This window comes from Pseudomonas sp. GW821-FHT04C07, from assembly GCF_059420325.1.
The window spans coordinates 119,453-135,272 of record NZ_JBWKTM010000009.1 but is presented as its reverse complement, the minus strand read 5'-3'; the positions used below and the strand labels follow the sequence as shown (position 1 = coordinate 135,272).

16 protein-coding genes are annotated in these 15,820 nt (G+C 59.4%); 3 read left to right on the top strand and 13 right to left on the bottom strand.

Annotation, left to right across the window (positions count from 1 at the left end; translation table 11 throughout):
* Positions 1 to 7 precede the first annotated feature (7 nt).
* Positions 8 to 1,786: a bifunctional diguanylate cyclase/phosphodiesterase gene (locus AC07UI_RS17900; RefSeq protein WP_494993752.1), complete on the top strand. Its 1,779-nt coding sequence runs from the start codon at positions 8 to 10 to the stop codon at positions 1,784 to 1,786.
* A 139-nt stretch (positions 1,787 to 1,925) separates the two neighbouring features.
* Here AC07UI_RS17900 and AC07UI_RS17895 read toward each other — a convergent pair whose 3' ends face one another.
* The 5 genes from AC07UI_RS17895 to bamJ all read right to left on the bottom strand — a co-directional run bounded on the left by AC07UI_RS17895 (position 1,926) and on the right by bamJ (position 4,622).
* Positions 1,926 to 2,333, bottom strand: a complete 408-nt coding sequence (locus tag AC07UI_RS17895; RefSeq protein WP_494993751.1) for an SEL1-like repeat protein — start codon at positions 2,331 to 2,333, stop codon at positions 1,926 to 1,928.
* Complete coding sequence (locus tag AC07UI_RS17890) at positions 2,334 to 2,705, bottom strand: hypothetical protein (protein ID WP_494993750.1); 372 nt, start codon at positions 2,703 to 2,705, stop codon at positions 2,334 to 2,336.
* Positions 2,702 to 3,043 (bottom strand): helix-turn-helix domain-containing protein, encoded by a 342-nt coding sequence (locus AC07UI_RS17885; protein WP_494993749.1) that lies wholly within the window; start codon positions 3,041 to 3,043, stop codon positions 2,702 to 2,704. The genes AC07UI_RS17890 and AC07UI_RS17885 overlap by 4 nt, the downstream gene beginning before the upstream one ends.
* A 116-nt stretch (positions 3,044 to 3,159) precedes the next feature.
* Complete coding sequence (locus tag AC07UI_RS17880) at positions 3,160 to 3,615, bottom strand: YkvA family protein (RefSeq protein ID WP_494993748.1); 456 nt, start codon at positions 3,613 to 3,615, stop codon at positions 3,160 to 3,162.
* 293 nt (positions 3,616 to 3,908) lie between these two features.
* Positions 3,909 to 4,622: a BamJ family beta-barrel-assembly machinery protein gene (gene bamJ, locus AC07UI_RS17875; RefSeq protein ID WP_494993747.1), complete on the bottom strand. Its 714-nt coding sequence runs from the start codon at positions 4,620 to 4,622 to the stop codon at positions 3,909 to 3,911.
* Positions 4,623 to 4,889: 267 nt separating this feature from the next.
* Between bamJ and AC07UI_RS17870 the strand changes: the two genes are divergently transcribed.
* Positions 4,890 to 6,698 carry a di-heme-cytochrome C peroxidase gene (locus AC07UI_RS17870; RefSeq protein WP_494993746.1) on the top strand — a complete coding sequence of 603 codons (1,809 nt, stop codon included), beginning with the start codon at positions 4,890 to 4,892 and terminating at the stop codon, positions 6,696 to 6,698.
* A gap of 28 nt (positions 6,699 to 6,726) precedes the next feature.
* Positions 6,727 to 7,863 carry a catalase family protein gene (locus AC07UI_RS17865; protein WP_494993745.1) on the top strand — a complete coding sequence of 379 codons (1,137 nt, stop codon included), beginning with the start codon at positions 6,727 to 6,729 and terminating at the stop codon, positions 7,861 to 7,863.
* A gap of 29 nt (positions 7,864 to 7,892) precedes the next feature.
* Here the strand turns inward: AC07UI_RS17865 and AC07UI_RS17860 are convergent, their stop codons facing one another.
* The 8 genes from AC07UI_RS17860 to cpaB form a co-directional block, all read right to left on the bottom strand.
* Positions 7,893 to 8,861 carry a type II secretion system F family protein gene (locus tag AC07UI_RS17860; RefSeq protein ID WP_494993744.1) on the bottom strand — a complete coding sequence of 323 codons (969 nt, stop codon included), beginning with the start codon at positions 8,859 to 8,861 and terminating at the stop codon, positions 7,893 to 7,895.
* Between the two features lie 29 nt (positions 8,862 to 8,890).
* Complete coding sequence (locus AC07UI_RS17855) at positions 8,891 to 9,877, bottom strand: type II secretion system F family protein (RefSeq protein ID WP_494993743.1); 987 nt, start codon at positions 9,875 to 9,877, stop codon at positions 8,891 to 8,893.
* Positions 9,874 to 11,313 carry a TadA family conjugal transfer-associated ATPase gene (locus AC07UI_RS17850; protein WP_494993742.1) on the bottom strand — a complete coding sequence of 480 codons (1,440 nt, stop codon included), beginning with the start codon at positions 11,311 to 11,313 and terminating at the stop codon, positions 9,874 to 9,876. The genes AC07UI_RS17855 and AC07UI_RS17850 overlap by 4 nt, the downstream gene beginning before the upstream one ends.
* Positions 11,314 to 11,316: 3 nt before the next feature.
* A complete protein-coding gene (locus tag AC07UI_RS17845; RefSeq protein ID WP_494993741.1) occupies positions 11,317 to 12,534 on the bottom strand; it encodes an AAA family ATPase in 1,218 nt (405 codons plus the stop codon).
* Complete coding sequence (locus AC07UI_RS17840; protein WP_494993740.1) at positions 12,528 to 13,022, bottom strand: TadE/TadG family type IV pilus assembly protein; 495 nt, start codon at positions 13,020 to 13,022, stop codon at positions 12,528 to 12,530. The genes AC07UI_RS17845 and AC07UI_RS17840 overlap by 7 nt, the downstream gene beginning before the upstream one ends.
* Positions 13,022 to 13,492 carry a TadE/TadG family type IV pilus assembly protein gene (locus tag AC07UI_RS17835; RefSeq protein ID WP_494993739.1) on the bottom strand — a complete coding sequence of 157 codons (471 nt, stop codon included), beginning with the start codon at positions 13,490 to 13,492 and terminating at the stop codon, positions 13,022 to 13,024. Before AC07UI_RS17835 ends, AC07UI_RS17840 begins: the two co-directional genes overlap by 1 nt.
* Before the next feature lie 8 nt (positions 13,493 to 13,500).
* The gene (locus AC07UI_RS17830; protein ID WP_494993738.1) at positions 13,501 to 14,844 is read right to left on the bottom strand and encodes a TadE/TadG family type IV pilus assembly protein; all 1,344 of its coding nucleotides are present in this window, start codon (positions 14,842 to 14,844) and stop codon (positions 13,501 to 13,503) included.
* Positions 14,845 to 15,004: 160 nt separating this feature from the next.
* Positions 15,005 to 15,817 carry a Flp pilus assembly protein CpaB gene (gene cpaB, locus AC07UI_RS17825; RefSeq protein ID WP_494993737.1) on the bottom strand — a complete coding sequence of 271 codons (813 nt, stop codon included), beginning with the start codon at positions 15,815 to 15,817 and terminating at the stop codon, positions 15,005 to 15,007.
* Between the last annotated feature and the right edge of the window lie 3 nt (positions 15,818 to 15,820).

Sequence of the window (15,820 nt, the reverse complement as noted above, 5' to 3'; positions counted from 1 at the left end):
GAACGCCATGACCACGACCGAACAGCTGAGCGCCTTGAGTTCAATCCTGGCTCAAAGCGGTTTACACAGTCTGTTCCAGCCGATCATTTCCCTCTCTGAAAGACGTATCCTGGGCTACGAAGCCCTCAGTCGCGGCCCCTCCAACAGCCCATTGCACTCTCCCATCGCATTGTTTGCCGTAGCCCGTCAGGCCGGTCGCCTCAGCGAACTGGAAATGGCTTGCCGTCACAGCGCCTGTCGACGTTTCAACGAACAGAAGCTGCCGGGCAAACTGTTCCTCAACGTCTCCCCGGAATCCCTGCTGGAGGCGGCTCACCAGCCAGGCCGTACACTGCAATTGCTGCAAGACTTCGGGATTGAGCCGAGCCAGGTAGTCATCGAACTCACCGAACAAACCCCGACCGACGACTTCCAACTGCTGCAAAATGCGCTGCATCACTATCGGGCCATGGGCTTTTCGATTGCCCTGGACGATCTCGGCGCGGGGTATTCAAGCTTGCGGTTGTGGTCCGAGCTGCGCCCGGACTACGTGAAGATCGACCGACACTTCATCGACGGTATTCATCTGGACGCCCTCAAGCGCGAGTTCGTGGGCTCAATCCTGCAAATCGCTAAAGCCTCCCGGGCACAAGTCATCGCTGAAGGTATCGAACTGCCGGAAGAACTCGCGGTGCTGACCGAGATGGGCGTCGACCTGGTCCAGGGCTACCTGCTCTGCCGTCCGCAGGAGCATCCGCCGAAGGATGCGCGAGTAATGATGCCCAAACGCGACAGCACTGCTGTGGCCCTGAACGACGAAGGCCGCGACCTCAGCGCCCTGCTCAACGAACAACCGGCAGTGGCTCGGCAAACCCCTACCGCGACAGTTCTGGAAGCCTTCCGTCGCCAGGCCAACCTCAACTCCCTGGCAGTGCTGGATGATCAAGGACACCCCTGCGGGATCGTCCACCGCCATTCGCTGTCGGATTCGCTGCTCAAACCCTTTGCCACCGACCTGTTCGCGCGCAAGCCCATCAGCCGGCTGATGAGTGAAGACTTCCTCGCGGTCGAACTGAGCCAGTCACTGCAACAGGTCAGCCGCCTGATTACCAGCCGCGCCCGACAACGGATCGAAGAAGACTTCATCATCACCCTGAACGGCATCTACCTGGGCCTGGGGCGGGTAATCGACGTCCTCAAACTGATTACCGAGCTGAAGATCCAGCAAGCCCGCTACGCCAATCCATTGACCCTCTTGCCGGGCAACGTGCCGATCCAGCAGTGCCTCACACGGTTGCTGCAACAGGCCCGCGAATCGGTGATCTGCTATGTGGACATCGACAGTTTCAAACCCTTCAACGATATCTACGGTTACGGCCGGGGGGATGAAGTCCTGCTGTGTCTGGCGCAGTGTCTGAATGATCGAGTGGACCCGGGCCGCGACTTCGTCGGGCATATCGGCGGTGACGATTTTCTGCTGGTGTTAGGCCCGGAAGACTGGCGGAAACGTCTCAACCAGCTACTGGACGACTTCCACAGTCAGTGCCGGCGCTTCTATAGCAATGAGCACCTGGAAGCCGGCTGCTTTATCGCGCCCAATCGCCAGGGCGTACGCCAGGAATTCCCGCTGCTGTCGCTGTCCATCGGCGTCGTGCATTTATATCCACAGGCCTGTGGACAACTCGACTCCAGCCAACTGGCAGAACTGGCTTCGCAAGCCAAGCATCATGCCAAGAATGTGCCGGGTCACAGCATTCACGTGATCGACAGCCTGGAGATTGGGTTGCCGGTGGTGGAGGGGTTTTAAATTATCTTGCGAGCGCAGTCAGTTAAGGAAATGAGGTCTCTATGTAGGAGCCGAGCTTGCTCGCGATGGGCGTTAACGATAACGCGTGTTTTCTGAATAAACGCGTCGTCCTTGAGTCCATCGCGAGCAAGCTCGGCTCCTACAGGGAACCACCGCTTGACTCCAACTGCTTGAGCTTGATCTCCGCCAGCGGATGCCCGGCCTTCGCCGCCATTGTCCACCAACGGGCCGCCTCAGCCGCATCAGGAGCTTTACCGGGTGTTCCGGCAAGGCTGATCACCCCCACTTGGTAGGCCGCCTTGGCGTCCCCCGCCAGCGCCGCCAGGCGCAGCAAGCGCACACCTTCTTCGCGGGCGCCAAGGCCTTGGCCACGGAAGGTCAGGATATGGCCGTAGAAGCTCTGAGCACCGACATCACCCAGGTTTGCCATGCGCGCGAACTGACCTTCGAGCCAGTGCCAGCCACGGGGCTGACGCACGAACCACGGCCAATGAAACAGCCGACGCGCCAACCAGTAGCTGGCTCGCGCCTTAAGTCGCCAGAACACTCAGGCCTCCGCCGATTCGGGATACTCGTATTCGAAAACCCGCACTACTTCGGACGCATGCCAGGAAGCCGCAGCAACACCATCGGACGGACCGGAGAAACGTCCGAGACGCTCGACACACTCGAAGAAGCCGGTACGAGGCAAACGGCTTGCACCTTGGCTGATCACCAGCGAACTGCGCAATGGCTGCTCCGCTCGGGCATCCAGCGCCGCCAGATGCTCCAGGGCCGCGGTCAGGGTTTGCATGGCCGGGCTGGGTAACTGCAAACGCTCAAGCAAAGCCCGGTAAGTCAGTAGATGACGCTGGCGGCGGGCGTGATCGAGCTCGCTCAGCAACCCGTCCCAATGTTGTCGACTAATGCGTACGCTCACGTCTCGTCCCTCCAGCCTGGCACCGTCAACTCCCAGGCCAGGCTGCGGCGAATCGCGGCGTCCGGCAGACGCTCACCGCTTTCAATCAAGGCCAGATAAGACGGGCTGATTCCTACTGTGCGGGCTAACGCCTCAATGGCGATGCCCTTCCCTTCGCGCAAACTGCGGAGTTGATCCAGGCCAGGAAGAATCTGGTCTGGTGGTGCCGCGTGACGGACTGTGGCTTCTCGCGGCGGCTGCTCGGTAATACCTGCAGCTTTTAACAAAGCCTGATACTGAGCCCACGGCAGAACCGCATACTCGGGCTCGCCATCGCGTGTAATTATCTGAATATCCATTACTACCCCGTAGGACAACAACACTTAGCGAGTCAGCACTTTTCCCTAGAAGTGTAATCCTAACAGCCGCCAAGGTCGCGAGGGGGGTATCAATATGTGGAGGACCCTGAATCGGCTCAGGTTTTTTTCGGGCCCTGCAGCTGGAGTTGCTCCAGCGTATCCGGCAATTGCTCGACCACCGCCAGCTTTTCCGGCAGCTGCCGTAAGCGCCAGGCACGGAAGGCACTCAACTCGTCATCGAGGGTTTTCATCACCCAAGCCAATACCGCGATGTCATCGAGCATGCCAAACACTGGAATGAAATCCGGGATGGCATCGAGTGGACTGAGGAAATACATCAGGCCCGCCACAATTATCAGAATCGATTTGTGACTGATGGCCCGGTACTCCCCACGCCAATAAGCCAGACACAACGCCTGTAACAATCGCAGATCATCTTTGAGTTTGCCCAGGCGGTTGCCTTGGCTCGCTCCTTTGCTCGCCACGGCGAAGAGCAATGTCGGCAAACGTCCTCGGCTAAGCAACCGTCCTGCCATGGGCAAGAAGCGCGCGAAATTCCAGGGTGCTTTCATCATCCCTCCCACTGAAATGTTATCCACACAAATTGTGGATAACCTTGTGAACAGAGCCGCTTTAAACGCTTGAAAGCCCCGTTTTATAAGGGCTGAGCTCAGATCGGGCGTTTTTTACTCACATAAAAAAACCCATTATTTCATTGACTTGGCAACCCGTCTGGGTCTAACACCAGCAACTTCAATGGTATGACTCTACCCGGCGGCGTCCGTTCGCTTACTTTGCCCTCCAGCAATCGCCAGATGCAACAACGCCCCGTATAGACGGGGCGTTGTTTTTTATCAGACGCTAATTACTTGGTAGCGTCTTGTTTTGCCTGATCCTTGATCGCCAGCAGTTCCAGGTCGAACACCAGCACCGAGTTGGCTGGAATCGCCGGGCTTGGGCTTTGCGCGCCGTAAGCCAGTTCGCTAGGGATGTACAGCTTGTACTTCTCGCCAACGTGCATCAGTTGCAGGCCTTCGACCCAACCCGGGATCACACCGCTCACTGGCAGGTCGATCGGGCTGCCGCGCTCGACGGAGCTGTCGAAAACGGTGCCGTTGGTCAGCTTGCCGGTGTAGTGAACCGTCACTACGTCAGTCGACTTGGGCTGAGGGCCATCGGCTTTCTTGACCACTTCGTATTGCAGACCCGAAGCGGTGGTGGTTACACCTGCTTTCTTGGCGTTGTCTTCGAGGAATTTCTTGCCAGCGGCAGCCGACTCTTCACTCATTTTGGCCATACGCTCTTCAGCGCGCTTTTGCAGCGCAGCGAAGGCTTCGACCAGTTCGTCATCCTTCAACTTCTGCTCTTTCTTGCCGACGGCATCTTCGATGCCCTGGGCTACTGCTTTGGAATCCAGATCATCCATGCCTTCTTGGGCAAGGCTTTTGCCCATGTTCAGGCCGATACCGTAGGAAGCTTTTTGCGCCGGGGTTTTCAGCTCAACGCTGGTCTGCGAGTCACAACCCGCGAGTACCAGGCTAACCAGGGCCACCGCCGCCGCCAACCGATGCTGTTTCATGCTATTTCCTTGTTCATGCGCCTAAAGGGCAATCGAGTAAAGCCGCGAGCTTATCAGGCCGCCACGACCAATGGCTACCGGCATGAGAGCAGGAAACTTCCGATAAGTTCACGTCCTTGAAACGCATTTCGCAGCGGCAGTCGAATTTGACTGTCGGCGCAAACTCACAATTGGAAAAGACGTTTCTCACTGCATCAGGCGTAATGGCCACTTGCCACATAAGCTGAGCTAGGGCATAAGGGTTATAAATTGACAAGGATGTTTATTTTGCGCCTCATTTTCCGCGTATTTCTACTCATTATCGCTCTGCTCGGTCTCGGCCTGATCATCGTCCTGTATTACGTCGTCAACCCGAAACTGCCCGGCTACGTGCCTGCCAAACAGGTGCATTACCTGGAACAGTGGAGCACCGCCGACCGCCAGATCTATTACTTCACGCCCCAAGGCACCCAGGTTAAAGGCCTGCGTTATGACTGGTTCGGCGCGCTCGAATTACCGTTCTCCGAACAGCGCTTCGCGGCCCCTGAGTACCTTGCCCGCTTCGGTTTTCTCGTCGACCCGGATCAGAAAGCCACCCCGGGTAATCCCGGCAATCTGCCTGTCGGTTTCGCTCGCCATCAAAATCCTGGCAGCAAAGATGAGTTTCTGGATATTACCTGCGCCGCCTGCCACACCGGCGAGCTGCGTTACAACGGCCAGGCCGTGCGGATCGACGGTGGTTCGGCCCAGCATGTTCTGCCGTCCAGCGTTCCCACTTTGCGTGGCGGAAGCTTCGGCCAGGCTCTGGTGGCCAGCCTCGCCGCTACCTACTACAACCCATGGAAATTCGAACGCTTCGCACGCAATGTCCTCGGCCGGGACTACGAGGCGCAATACCAGCCACTGCGCAAAGAATTCAAAACGTCCCTGGATACCTTCTTGCATGTTGCCTGGAACGACACTCATCGCGGCCTCTACCCCACCGAAGAAGGCCCCGGCCGCACCGATGCATTCGGACGCATCGCCAACGCCAGCTTTGGCGACGCCATTTCTGCAGACAACTACCGAGTGGCCAACGCACCGGTGGACTATCCACAGCTGTGGGAGATGTGGACCTTCGACTGGGTGCAGTGGAACGGTTCGGCTCAGCAGCCAATGGCACGCAACATCGGCGAAGCCCTTGGGGTCGGCGCCACACTGAATTTCTTCGATACCGCAGGCCAGCCTCTCAAAGGTGACGCTCGTTACCCTTCAAGTGTGCGTGTGCGCGACCTGCACCTGATCGAAGAAACCCTGCAACGGCTCAAGCCGCCAGCCTGGCCCGAAGAATTGCTGGGCAGCATCGACAAACCTTTGGCCGCCAAAGGCCGGGCCCTGTTCACTGAAAATTGCGCCGGCTGCCACGTACCGTCCGTGATTCAAAGCAATGGTCGCCCCTTGCAAACATTGAAAATGCTGCCGGTTGGAGTGATTGGCACCGATCCCGGCGCCGCCAATAACATTGCCGACCACCGCTTTGATCTGACGGCCCTGCAATGGGATCCGGCGGAGCTGGCGGACCTGGACGTCAAACTGCATCCAACCCCCTCCGAGCCTCTGGACTTGAGCAAAATCTCGGTGGCCAAAGGGCTGGCCTACGTCACCGCTTTCGTTGAGAAACGGGCTTATCGCGACGCGAATGTGACGCCGGCAGAGCGCCCGACCCTGGATGGGCTCGGCCTGCCGATCGGGGTTCGTGAGTTACGTGCTTACAAGGCCCGACCGCTGGCCGGTGTCTGGGCCACTGCGCCGTTCCTGCACAACGGTTCGGTCCCGAGCATTTACCAACTGCTCTCACCACAGGACGAACGCGCGGCCACTTTCTACAAAGGCACCTTCGAGTACGACCCACGCCACTTGGGTTATCGCACCGAAGCCTTTACCAACGGCTTCGTGTTCGACACGCGGATCACCGGTAATCACAACAGCGGTCACGAATTCCGTGCCGGCAAGCGTGGTAACGGGGTGATCGGCCGCCTGTTGCAACCTGAAGAACGCTGGGCCTTGCTGGAGTATTTAAAAGTGCTGGGCGGCCCGTTGGAGTCGCAACTGCCATGATTATCGCCGCCGTAAAAAGGACTTTCGCATGTTGATCACTCTCTGGCTGCGCATCGGTGCCCTGCTGGGCAAAACCCTTCTGTTGCTGCTGGGTCTGGGCCTGTTCATCTGGGCGCTGGCCACAGCCTGGTTCGCCTGGCACTACAGCGGCCCGGTTTCGGCCGAAGAACAGATCCCGCCGGGCGAAGCCGCCATGACCCAGGACATCATTCAGACCGCCGTGCGCATCGTTGACCAGCACCGTGAAAACACGCGCTATCTGCGAGACGCCCATGCCAAGGCTCACGGTTGTGTCAAAGCCCAGGTTCAGGTGTTGGCTGACTTGTCGCCAGAACTGCGTCAGGGTGTATTCGCCGAGGCCGGCAAGACCTGGCAAGCGACAATGCGCCTGTCCAATGGCAACGCTTACCCGCAGTTCGACAGCATTCGAGACGCCCGCGGCATGGCGATCAAACTGCTGGATGTTCCGGGTACGCAGCTATTGAAAGAACAACAGAGCCGTGGCGAACAGGATTTTGTGATGTTCAGTCATCCGAACTTTTTTGTCAGTGACGTCGCCGAGTACCGTCAGAACGTCGCCGCGCAGGCCGATGGAAAGACGGTCAGGGCGTTCTTCCCGAACCGGGACCCGCGTAGCTGGCAGGTTCGTCATCTGTTTATCGCTCTGGCCACGCTGGCTCCGGCACCTGCAAGCCCGGCCCAGACCACCTATTTCTCGGTGTCGCCGTACAAGTTCGGCACGGCCAATGCCAAGTTCCGTGTCGCGCCAGATCCCGAAAGTTGCCCGATCTACAACCTGCCGACTCAAAATCAGGCGCTGCCTAACTTCCTGCGCAACGCACTGAACCAGCAGTTGTCGACCGATCGTGTCCCGGCGTGCTTCGTTTTGCAGATTCAGCGCCAGGATCCGGCCAAATACATGCCCATCGAAGATACCAGCATTGAATGGCGTGAAATCGACGCCCCTTTCGAGACCGTAGCGCGCATCAAGATCCCGGCTCAGGACTTCGACACCCCGGCACTGAACCTGCAATGCGACAACCAGTCTTTCAATCCCTGGTTCGGCCTGGAAGCCCATCGGCCGATTGGCGGTATCAATCGTTTACGCAAGGCGGTGTACGAAGCCGTCAGCGATTACCGGCACACTCGCAATGCCGGGCAGTAAGCCGGAAACGAAGCCTGCTTCTACGCATGTCATACCTTCCCGAAGATTTTAAGCACCCCAATGATTGCAGGACCGATGGCCACCAGGAAAAAGCTCGGCCATAGACAGAAAATCAGTGGGAACATCAGCTTGGTGGCTATTTTCGCTGCCGTCTCTTCGGCAAGCTGGGTGCGCCGGTCGCGAAACTCTTCGGCATAAATACGCAGGGTGGAGCCGACACTGGTGCCGAAGCGGATGCTCTGCGCCAGCAAGCTGACCAGCCCACGAATGTCCTCAAGGCCGGTGCGTTCGGCCAGGTGTTTGAGCGCTTCGGTACTGGGAATGCCGGCGCGGATTTCCGCATTGACCAGCGCCAGTTCCAGGGCCAGTTCGGGTTGACTGACCGACATCTCGTCGGCCACCCGCTCAATGGCCTGGGGCAACGCCAGGCCTGACTCCACGCAGACCACCATCAGGTCCAGGGCATCGGGGAAGGCCCGGAGCAGCCGAGTCATCCGTGCCTGCTTGCGCTTGTTGACATAGATTGCCGGCGCCAACCAGCCCACACAGAGTGCCGAAGCTAGCAGCACCATGCCAATGGTCAGGGATAGCTTCGGGATAAACGGCAAAGCCAGAAGCGTAAGGCCCACCAGTATCAATGGCGACAGCAGGCGAATCGCCCAATACATGTGTACTGCCGCAGGCGAGCGATAACCCGCGTGAATCAGCAACGTTCGAGTGGGCGAGACCTGCCCCTGTTCACCGGAGGCAAAGCGCTGCCCCACTTGCTCCAGCAGCAATTGCAGGTTACTCGGCGCATTCTGCTCGAGGCTCTCCCCGCCATGACCCCGTTTGATCAGCGCAAGACGGCGCTGCACCGGATCCTGCAACCCCAACGCCAGCAATACCAGGGTCGCCGCAGCGAACACCACGCACAGGCCGACAGCCCCAACGAACAAGAGACGTGCCAGCTGTTCGTTGCCCACCACCCGATTGAGCAGACTTAGCAGATAGTCCATGACCAACACCTCTCTACGATTGCTGGCGCTTAAACCTGAATCCGGATGATTTTACGTATCCAGAAAATTCCGATCAGCATGGCAACAAAAGCCCCCATGACCAGCTTCTGGCCCACAGGCTCCTTGATGAGCAAGGGCAAATAGTTTGGGCTCGAGATCACAATCGCCGCCGCCAATACAAAGGGCACAGACACCAATATCCAGCCCGACATGCGTCCCTCGGCCGAGAGGGTCTTGACCTTGCGCTGAAAACGGAAGCGTCCACGAATCAGGCTGCTCAAACGATCCAGCACCTCAGTCAGGTTGCCACCCGTCTCGCGGTGGATCAGCACCGAGGTCACCAGCATCATCACCGTCATGCTCGGCATGCGTTCCAGGAGACCGAGCATGGCCCGGCGCACATCATTGCCATAGTTGATATCGGCGAAGGTCAGGCCGAACTCAATAGCCACCGGCCCCTGATGCTCCTCGGCTACCAGTTGCAGGGTCTCGTTGAACGGATGCCCGGCACGCAAAGCCCGGCACATGGCATCCAGTGCATCCGGCAGCCCCTCCTCGAACAGAGCGAAGCGCTTGTTGCGGTCGAAGGAAATCTTCAGCACCGGCAGCCAGAACACTGCCATGGCCGCCGGAACAGCCGCCCACCAGAGGTGCGTGAGCAACCAAAGCCCAAGCCCCGTCGCCGTCGCCAGGACCAGCCCGAGTAAAAGCACCCGATAGGCGCGGTAGTCATGCCCGGCTTGCTCGATCATCTGCGCCAGGGCCTCCATAGCCGGTAACTGCTCCAGGCGGGCCTCCAGCGGCGACAGGCGCCGCAGGTATTTCTGCCGCAGCACCGTCTGCATATTCGGCAGGTTGCTGGCCCGTTCCAGCAGCTCAAGGCGACCGCGGATACGTTTACGCACCTGGCCGGCCTCTCCGAACACCGGCACCACCAGCCCCTGGCTGAGGAGGAACATAGCGGTGAACACCATGCCGAGGAACGCCAGGATGTATTCACCAGGGATCTGACTCATGACTGCGCCTCCATCCATTCCGGCCGGAACAGGTTGAGCGGCAGCTCGATACCACGCTTGGCCAGTACATCGCGAAAGGCCGGCACCATGCCGGTGGGGCGGAATTCGCCCAGTACCTCACCGTGTTCACCCATGCCTGAGCGGACGAAAGAGAAGATCTCGGTCATGGTGATCATTTCACCCTCCATGCCGTTGATCTCCTGCACGCTGACCAGCCGTCGCTTGCCATCTTCCTGACGTTCCAGCTGTATCACCACGCCGATGGCCGAGGCGATTTGCTGGCGCATGGCCTTGATCGGAAAGGTCGCACCGGTCATCGACACCATGTTCTCGATCCGCCCCAGGGCATCGCGCGCGGTATTGGCGTGGATCGTGGTCAGCGAGCCGTCGTGGCCGGTGTTCATCGCCGTCAGCATATCCAGCGCCTCAGCGCCGCGAACCTCACCGATCACGATGCGGTCCGGGCGCATACGCAGACTGTTGCGCACCAGTTCGCGCTGGCTCACCTCGCCACGGCCTTCGATATTCGACGGGCGGGTTTCCAGGCGCACCACATGGGGTTGCTGCAGTTGCAACTCGGCCGAGTCTTCGATGGTAACGATCCGCTCGTTATGCGGAATGAAGCTGGACAGCACATTGAGCATGGTGGTCTTGCCACTGCCGGTGCCGCCGGATACCAGCACGTTCAGCCGCCCACGGACGATGGCCTTGAGCATCAGCGCGATGGCCGGAGTCAGGGTGCCCATCTGCACCAGACTCTCGGTATTGAGCAAATCCACCGCGAAACGGCGGATCGACATGCTCGGCCCGTCGATGGCCAGGGGCGGGATAATGGCGTTGACCCGCGAGCCGTCCTTCAGACGTGCGTCCACCAGCGGCGAGGATTCATCAATGCGTCGCCCCAGGCTGGAAACAATACGGTCGATGATATTCAGCAGATGCTGATCGTCACGAAAGTGCACATCGGTTCTCTGCAGTTTGCCGAAGCGCTCGACATACACCGAGGCATGCCCGTTGACCAGGATGTCGGACACACTGTGGTCGGCCAGCAGCGGCTCCAGTGGCCCGAGGCCAAGCACCTCGTCGGTGATCTGCTTGATGATCAGCTGGCGGCTGGTGGCACTCACCGGTGCCGAATACTCATCCAGCAAGCGCAGGCTGATCTCGCGGATCTGCCGCCCGGCCTCGGCCGGTTCCAGAGAATCGAGCAATGACAGGTCCATGACCTTGAGCAACTGCTGGTAGATCTTCTCCCGCCACTCGATCTCCATCGGATTGAGTTTGGTTCTGGTCTCGTAGAGGACGTCCGGCACGCTGGCCTCCCAGGCCATTAGCTCGCTGACGCAGTCCTCGCCGTCGATGGGTGCTTCCTGCCCGTCTGCCGGAACATTTTTGCCGGACTGCTGACGCAGGCGATTACGAAATTCGCTAAGCATGGCTTACCCCCCGAACAGGCGGCTAAAGGTACGTTTCAGCAAGCCCTGCTCGCTGGCCTGGATCCCGATAAGATCCTGGCTCAACTCACGCAAGGCGACGGTGACAGAGGCACGTGGCGCATGGAGCTCCAGTGGCACCCCAGTGTTCTGGCTTTCACTGACCACCGCATAATCATTGGGCAGTTTCTGCAGATTCACGCAACGCAGCCCCTCGCTGATATCCTTGAGGCTGACAGGTGAGGCTTTGTTGAAGCGATTGACCACCACTTGCAGGCGACTACCCTGCAACCCCAGGTCGTCACGCAGGATACGCGTCAGGCGGGTGCCGTCCTTCAGATGACTGAGACTCTGCTGCACTACGATGTAGACCTGGTCCGCCTGCTCCAGAGTGACACCGGTGAGGTGGTCGATCTGCCGCGGCAAATCCACCACCACCCAGTCATAGGTGCTGCGTGCCAGGCGCAGCAGGGTTTCCAACTGTTCCAGACCCACATCCTGGGACAGAAACAGCTCACTGGCACGCCCGCCGAGCACATGCAGGGTCGGACTGAAATGATTGCAAAAGCCGCGCAAGGCGACACTGTCCAACGCCTCGATCTGCCGCAGAACCTCTACGTGGCAGTGCGTCGGCCGCACATCCAGGCAGTGAGCCACGCTGCCGAACTGCAGGTCCAGATCCAGTAACAGGGTTGCGCCGCCACGGACACTGAGCTGATGAGCCAGATTACAGGCCAGCATGGTTGCGCCCGAGCCACCCTTGGCATTCATCACCGCAATCAGTTTGCCTTCAGTCGCCTGCCCCGCTTTAGCCTCCGTCAGCATACGGCCCAGTGCCGCCTGCAACTCGTCTGCGGCCACCGGCTCGGCCAGAAAGTCACGGGCTCCGGCCTGCATCGCCAGGCGCATGCCCTCGCGCTCATCCAGAGGTCCACACACCAACAGGGGTGGACGCTCCTGTGCAGGACGCCGCAACAGCGCCGCCAGTTCTTCGCGCCACAAGTGGCTGACACGCAGCAACAGGAAATCAGGCATCTGCTCCAGCCCGTACAACGGGTCGGTATGGCCATTGGTCACCAGCCGCGTGCTCACTTGCAGACTGGGCAGACATTGGCTCAACGTAGTCAGATGTTGCAAGGCCTCGGCATCGCGGCTACTGATCAGCAGGCGCAAGCCCTGCTTATGGGCAGAGGTAGTAATGGGGACGTCCCGGGCGCTTAACATGGCGTAATATCTCCCGCCTCGGGATGACGGCCAAGGCTTTCTCGAGGCATGGTTGACCTGAATGCTGGCAGGGTGAACACCCCACTGAATCCAGGTATAAGCAGGTTGAAACTGAAGTTCGCTATTCGCAGCTGAACATAGCGGACGGCGCGAAACCCGGTGGCGCTGACCAGATCGTTGGGGCTGGTCACCACCGCACCGTTCACGTCCAGATAAGTCAGGCTCAGATCGGCCGTTCCCAGGTTGTTGATCAAGCTACTGGCGCCACCGTTATTGGCTGCATTGAAGATCGCCCGGCGCAGAATGATCGGGTCGCTGATGTCACACACCGCAGCCAGCCGAGCACCGCGGCGCACGGTTTCATTCAGTGCATTGACGGTGAAATACAGCCGGCCCATTTCCATTACGCCGAACAACAGCGTGAACATCAGCAGGCCGACGATGGCGAACTCGACCACATACACCCCGCGCATACGCTTGATGTTCATCACAAGGCCCTCATCACGACCGTCGAGGTCAAGGCAATGCCGAGCGGCACTGCATTGCCAAAGAAAGCTGGCAATGCGCTGCCGATCACCGGCTGGAAGGTATAGGTAATGCTCACCTGTACATGGTCAGTACCTGATGCAGAAACCGAGACATTGCCGGTGGTCAGCCCCGGCACCACAGGTGGGTAGTTATTCGGGTTGGTAGGCGCGCCGTAAAGGGCGACGTTCTGGGTCTGGGACTGCAGAGTGGCGTTCAGATCGAGCTGGCCAAGGGTAGCGTTCCAGGCCTGGCCGGCAACAAAACGCCCGGCATCACGACTGGCCTGCATCAGGCTGTTGTACTGAAACAGCAAGCGGCCGAACTCGCCGATCGCACACAGCAGCAGCAACAACAGTGGTAGAGCAATCACCAGCTCCACCATGGCTACCCCGCGCTGGGACTGCGGCCGTTTGAACGCACGACGTCCCATATGACCTCCTACGAGTCGCTGCTCGGTGTCTGGTTGTTGTCGATATAGGTCTTGTACAGCTGAATAATCTGCGGGCCCGAGTCATTTGAAGGGTTGGGGCCCGACACGTTGTCGCCTTCGCACTGTTTGACGAACTGACCGAAGATCTGCGAAGAACTACCCTGTTGAGACGCTGGCTGCAGCACGAAGAAGCAGCCAAAGCCAAGCACCGGTATCGTGGACGACCCGTCGTTCTTGCCAGCGCAATTACCAATCACGATCTTCAGCATCCGTCGTTCGAACGCGCCATTGGCCTGGCAGCCGCTGCCCGTGCCAGCGACACACGCGGCGACGCTCTGCACCCAGTCGTTGTAATCGAGCAATGCGGTGCCACCGGCGGAGAGATTGCCGTTGCTGGAGGTGACCGGTTGACCGTTATACAAAATCTGGGCGGGCGATCCGGTGAAAGTCAGCGGCTGGGGGTTGCTGGTGATCACCAGGTCCGGCGGAAAGTCCGCGGCACTGAGGCCGCCGCCTGAATACTGGCCGAAGCGAGTATTCAGGCCCTGAACGGCAGGCCCCACGGAGTTGCCTGGCTTGGTGTTGACAGTCGAGCCGACGTTGTTGCACTCATTGATCCCGCCCGCCAATGCGTTTCTGACGGCGTTGCCACCGGAACCAAAATCGAGCAGTTGGAAATTGCCGGAGCCGATCGCCGAGTTATTGCCTGCAGCGGTTTTCAACACCTGCACATCACCGAACTGGTAACCCCAGAAATTCCCGGCGCTCGGGTTGTACTGAGCGGGGTCGCCGCAGACCATCAGCGGCGCGACATCACAGGGGCTGGTCGGGCTGGGCCCGGCGGTGGCGACGGCTGCCACGGCCTTGTTCGGGGCCGCGCCATTACCTGTCGCCTGCAACATGCCCCAGAAAAAACCGCTCAGAGGGTAGTTCGCTACCGTTACCCGCACATATTTCGCATCCGCCGGGCCAGGGAAGGAGAAAGGCCCGTAGACGTTGTTGGCCAGCTCCACCGTGGCAAAGCCGGCGACATTATTGCCGATGGCGGTGGCCAGTTCATTGTTGCCCGTGGCATTGGCATTAAGTGTCAGGGTAGCGCGTGCAGCGCTTTGCGTCTGGGTGGCCGCACCAGTTGCGCCGGACACCATCATGAGCGTCTTGGCCCCGCTCAGCGCCGCCGCATCCACCGCATTTTGCAGGCGCGTCTTGTTCACCAGCATATGGCCGCCGTCCAGCGCCAAGGCACCCATCAGCAGGATGGAGGCCAAGGCAGCCACGACCAGCACAATCGTCGCACCCTGCTGACGTTTCGCATAAGTGGTGAATGGCCGTTGGATACGGGGTCTCATCATCAAGCCCTCATTTCTGCCACTATTTATCTGAATCGGCTGGCTGGCCTTGACCTGTGAAGTGGACCTGTTAAGTGCGTTCGCCTGCCAGAGCAATGCCAAACTTTCCGATACCCAATGGGGTCCATCCGACGCAATGCCTACAACGATTGAGCCTGATGTCTTATAGGGCTTTCACTACATTGACCTCGATACCGCGAATCACAGTGATGCTGCTGCTACCGCCACCGCCACCTCTATGATGGCGTACTACCGGTTTTGGAGCTGGCGCTGGAGCCGGGACCTGGGCCAGTGCAACCGGCTGAGCGATCGCTGGTTGTTTCTGGTTATCCAGCGGATTGCGCAGAGCCAGTTGCAGCTTCCCTTCGGTCATCCCTTTGACCAGGATTTCCGTCTGACCCGGAGTCATCTCCAGGGTCACCGCGCGCACCACCACCGGCTGGGTCTTGTCGGTGCTGGCAGTCTGGTCCACTGCCAGCACCCGCAAATCCTCCAGTATGGTTTTAGACTCGGCATTACCGTTGTTTCCCATCTGTTTGGTGGCCAATACATCGACCCTATTGCCCGGCAACAGGAACCCACTCACCCCGACCACATCGTCCACGCGCAACGATATGGCACGCTTGGTGGGTTCGATCAGCGAGGCCAGTGTGCTGCCGCCGAGGTGCTCGGCCAGGCGTGCGCCGCGCAGGATGTCGCCGCGCAGCATGGAGAAAGTGGCGATCTTGCCCACCACCTTGTCGGTGGCATCGAAGGCATCTTCCGGCACTGTATCCTTAGGCATCCGCACCAGCGTGACCTGTTGGGCTTCGACCATCTGCCCGAAAGCAATCTCCACCGTGGCCACTACCACGTTCTGCTGATTGTCGTCCGGACCGGCGTTGAGCCGTGCGCTTAACCAGGTGTTGGCCATCCATGCGGCGCCCAGGCCCAGGATCAGGGATAAGGCAATCAGGGTGAGAGTACGAGAACTCATGTC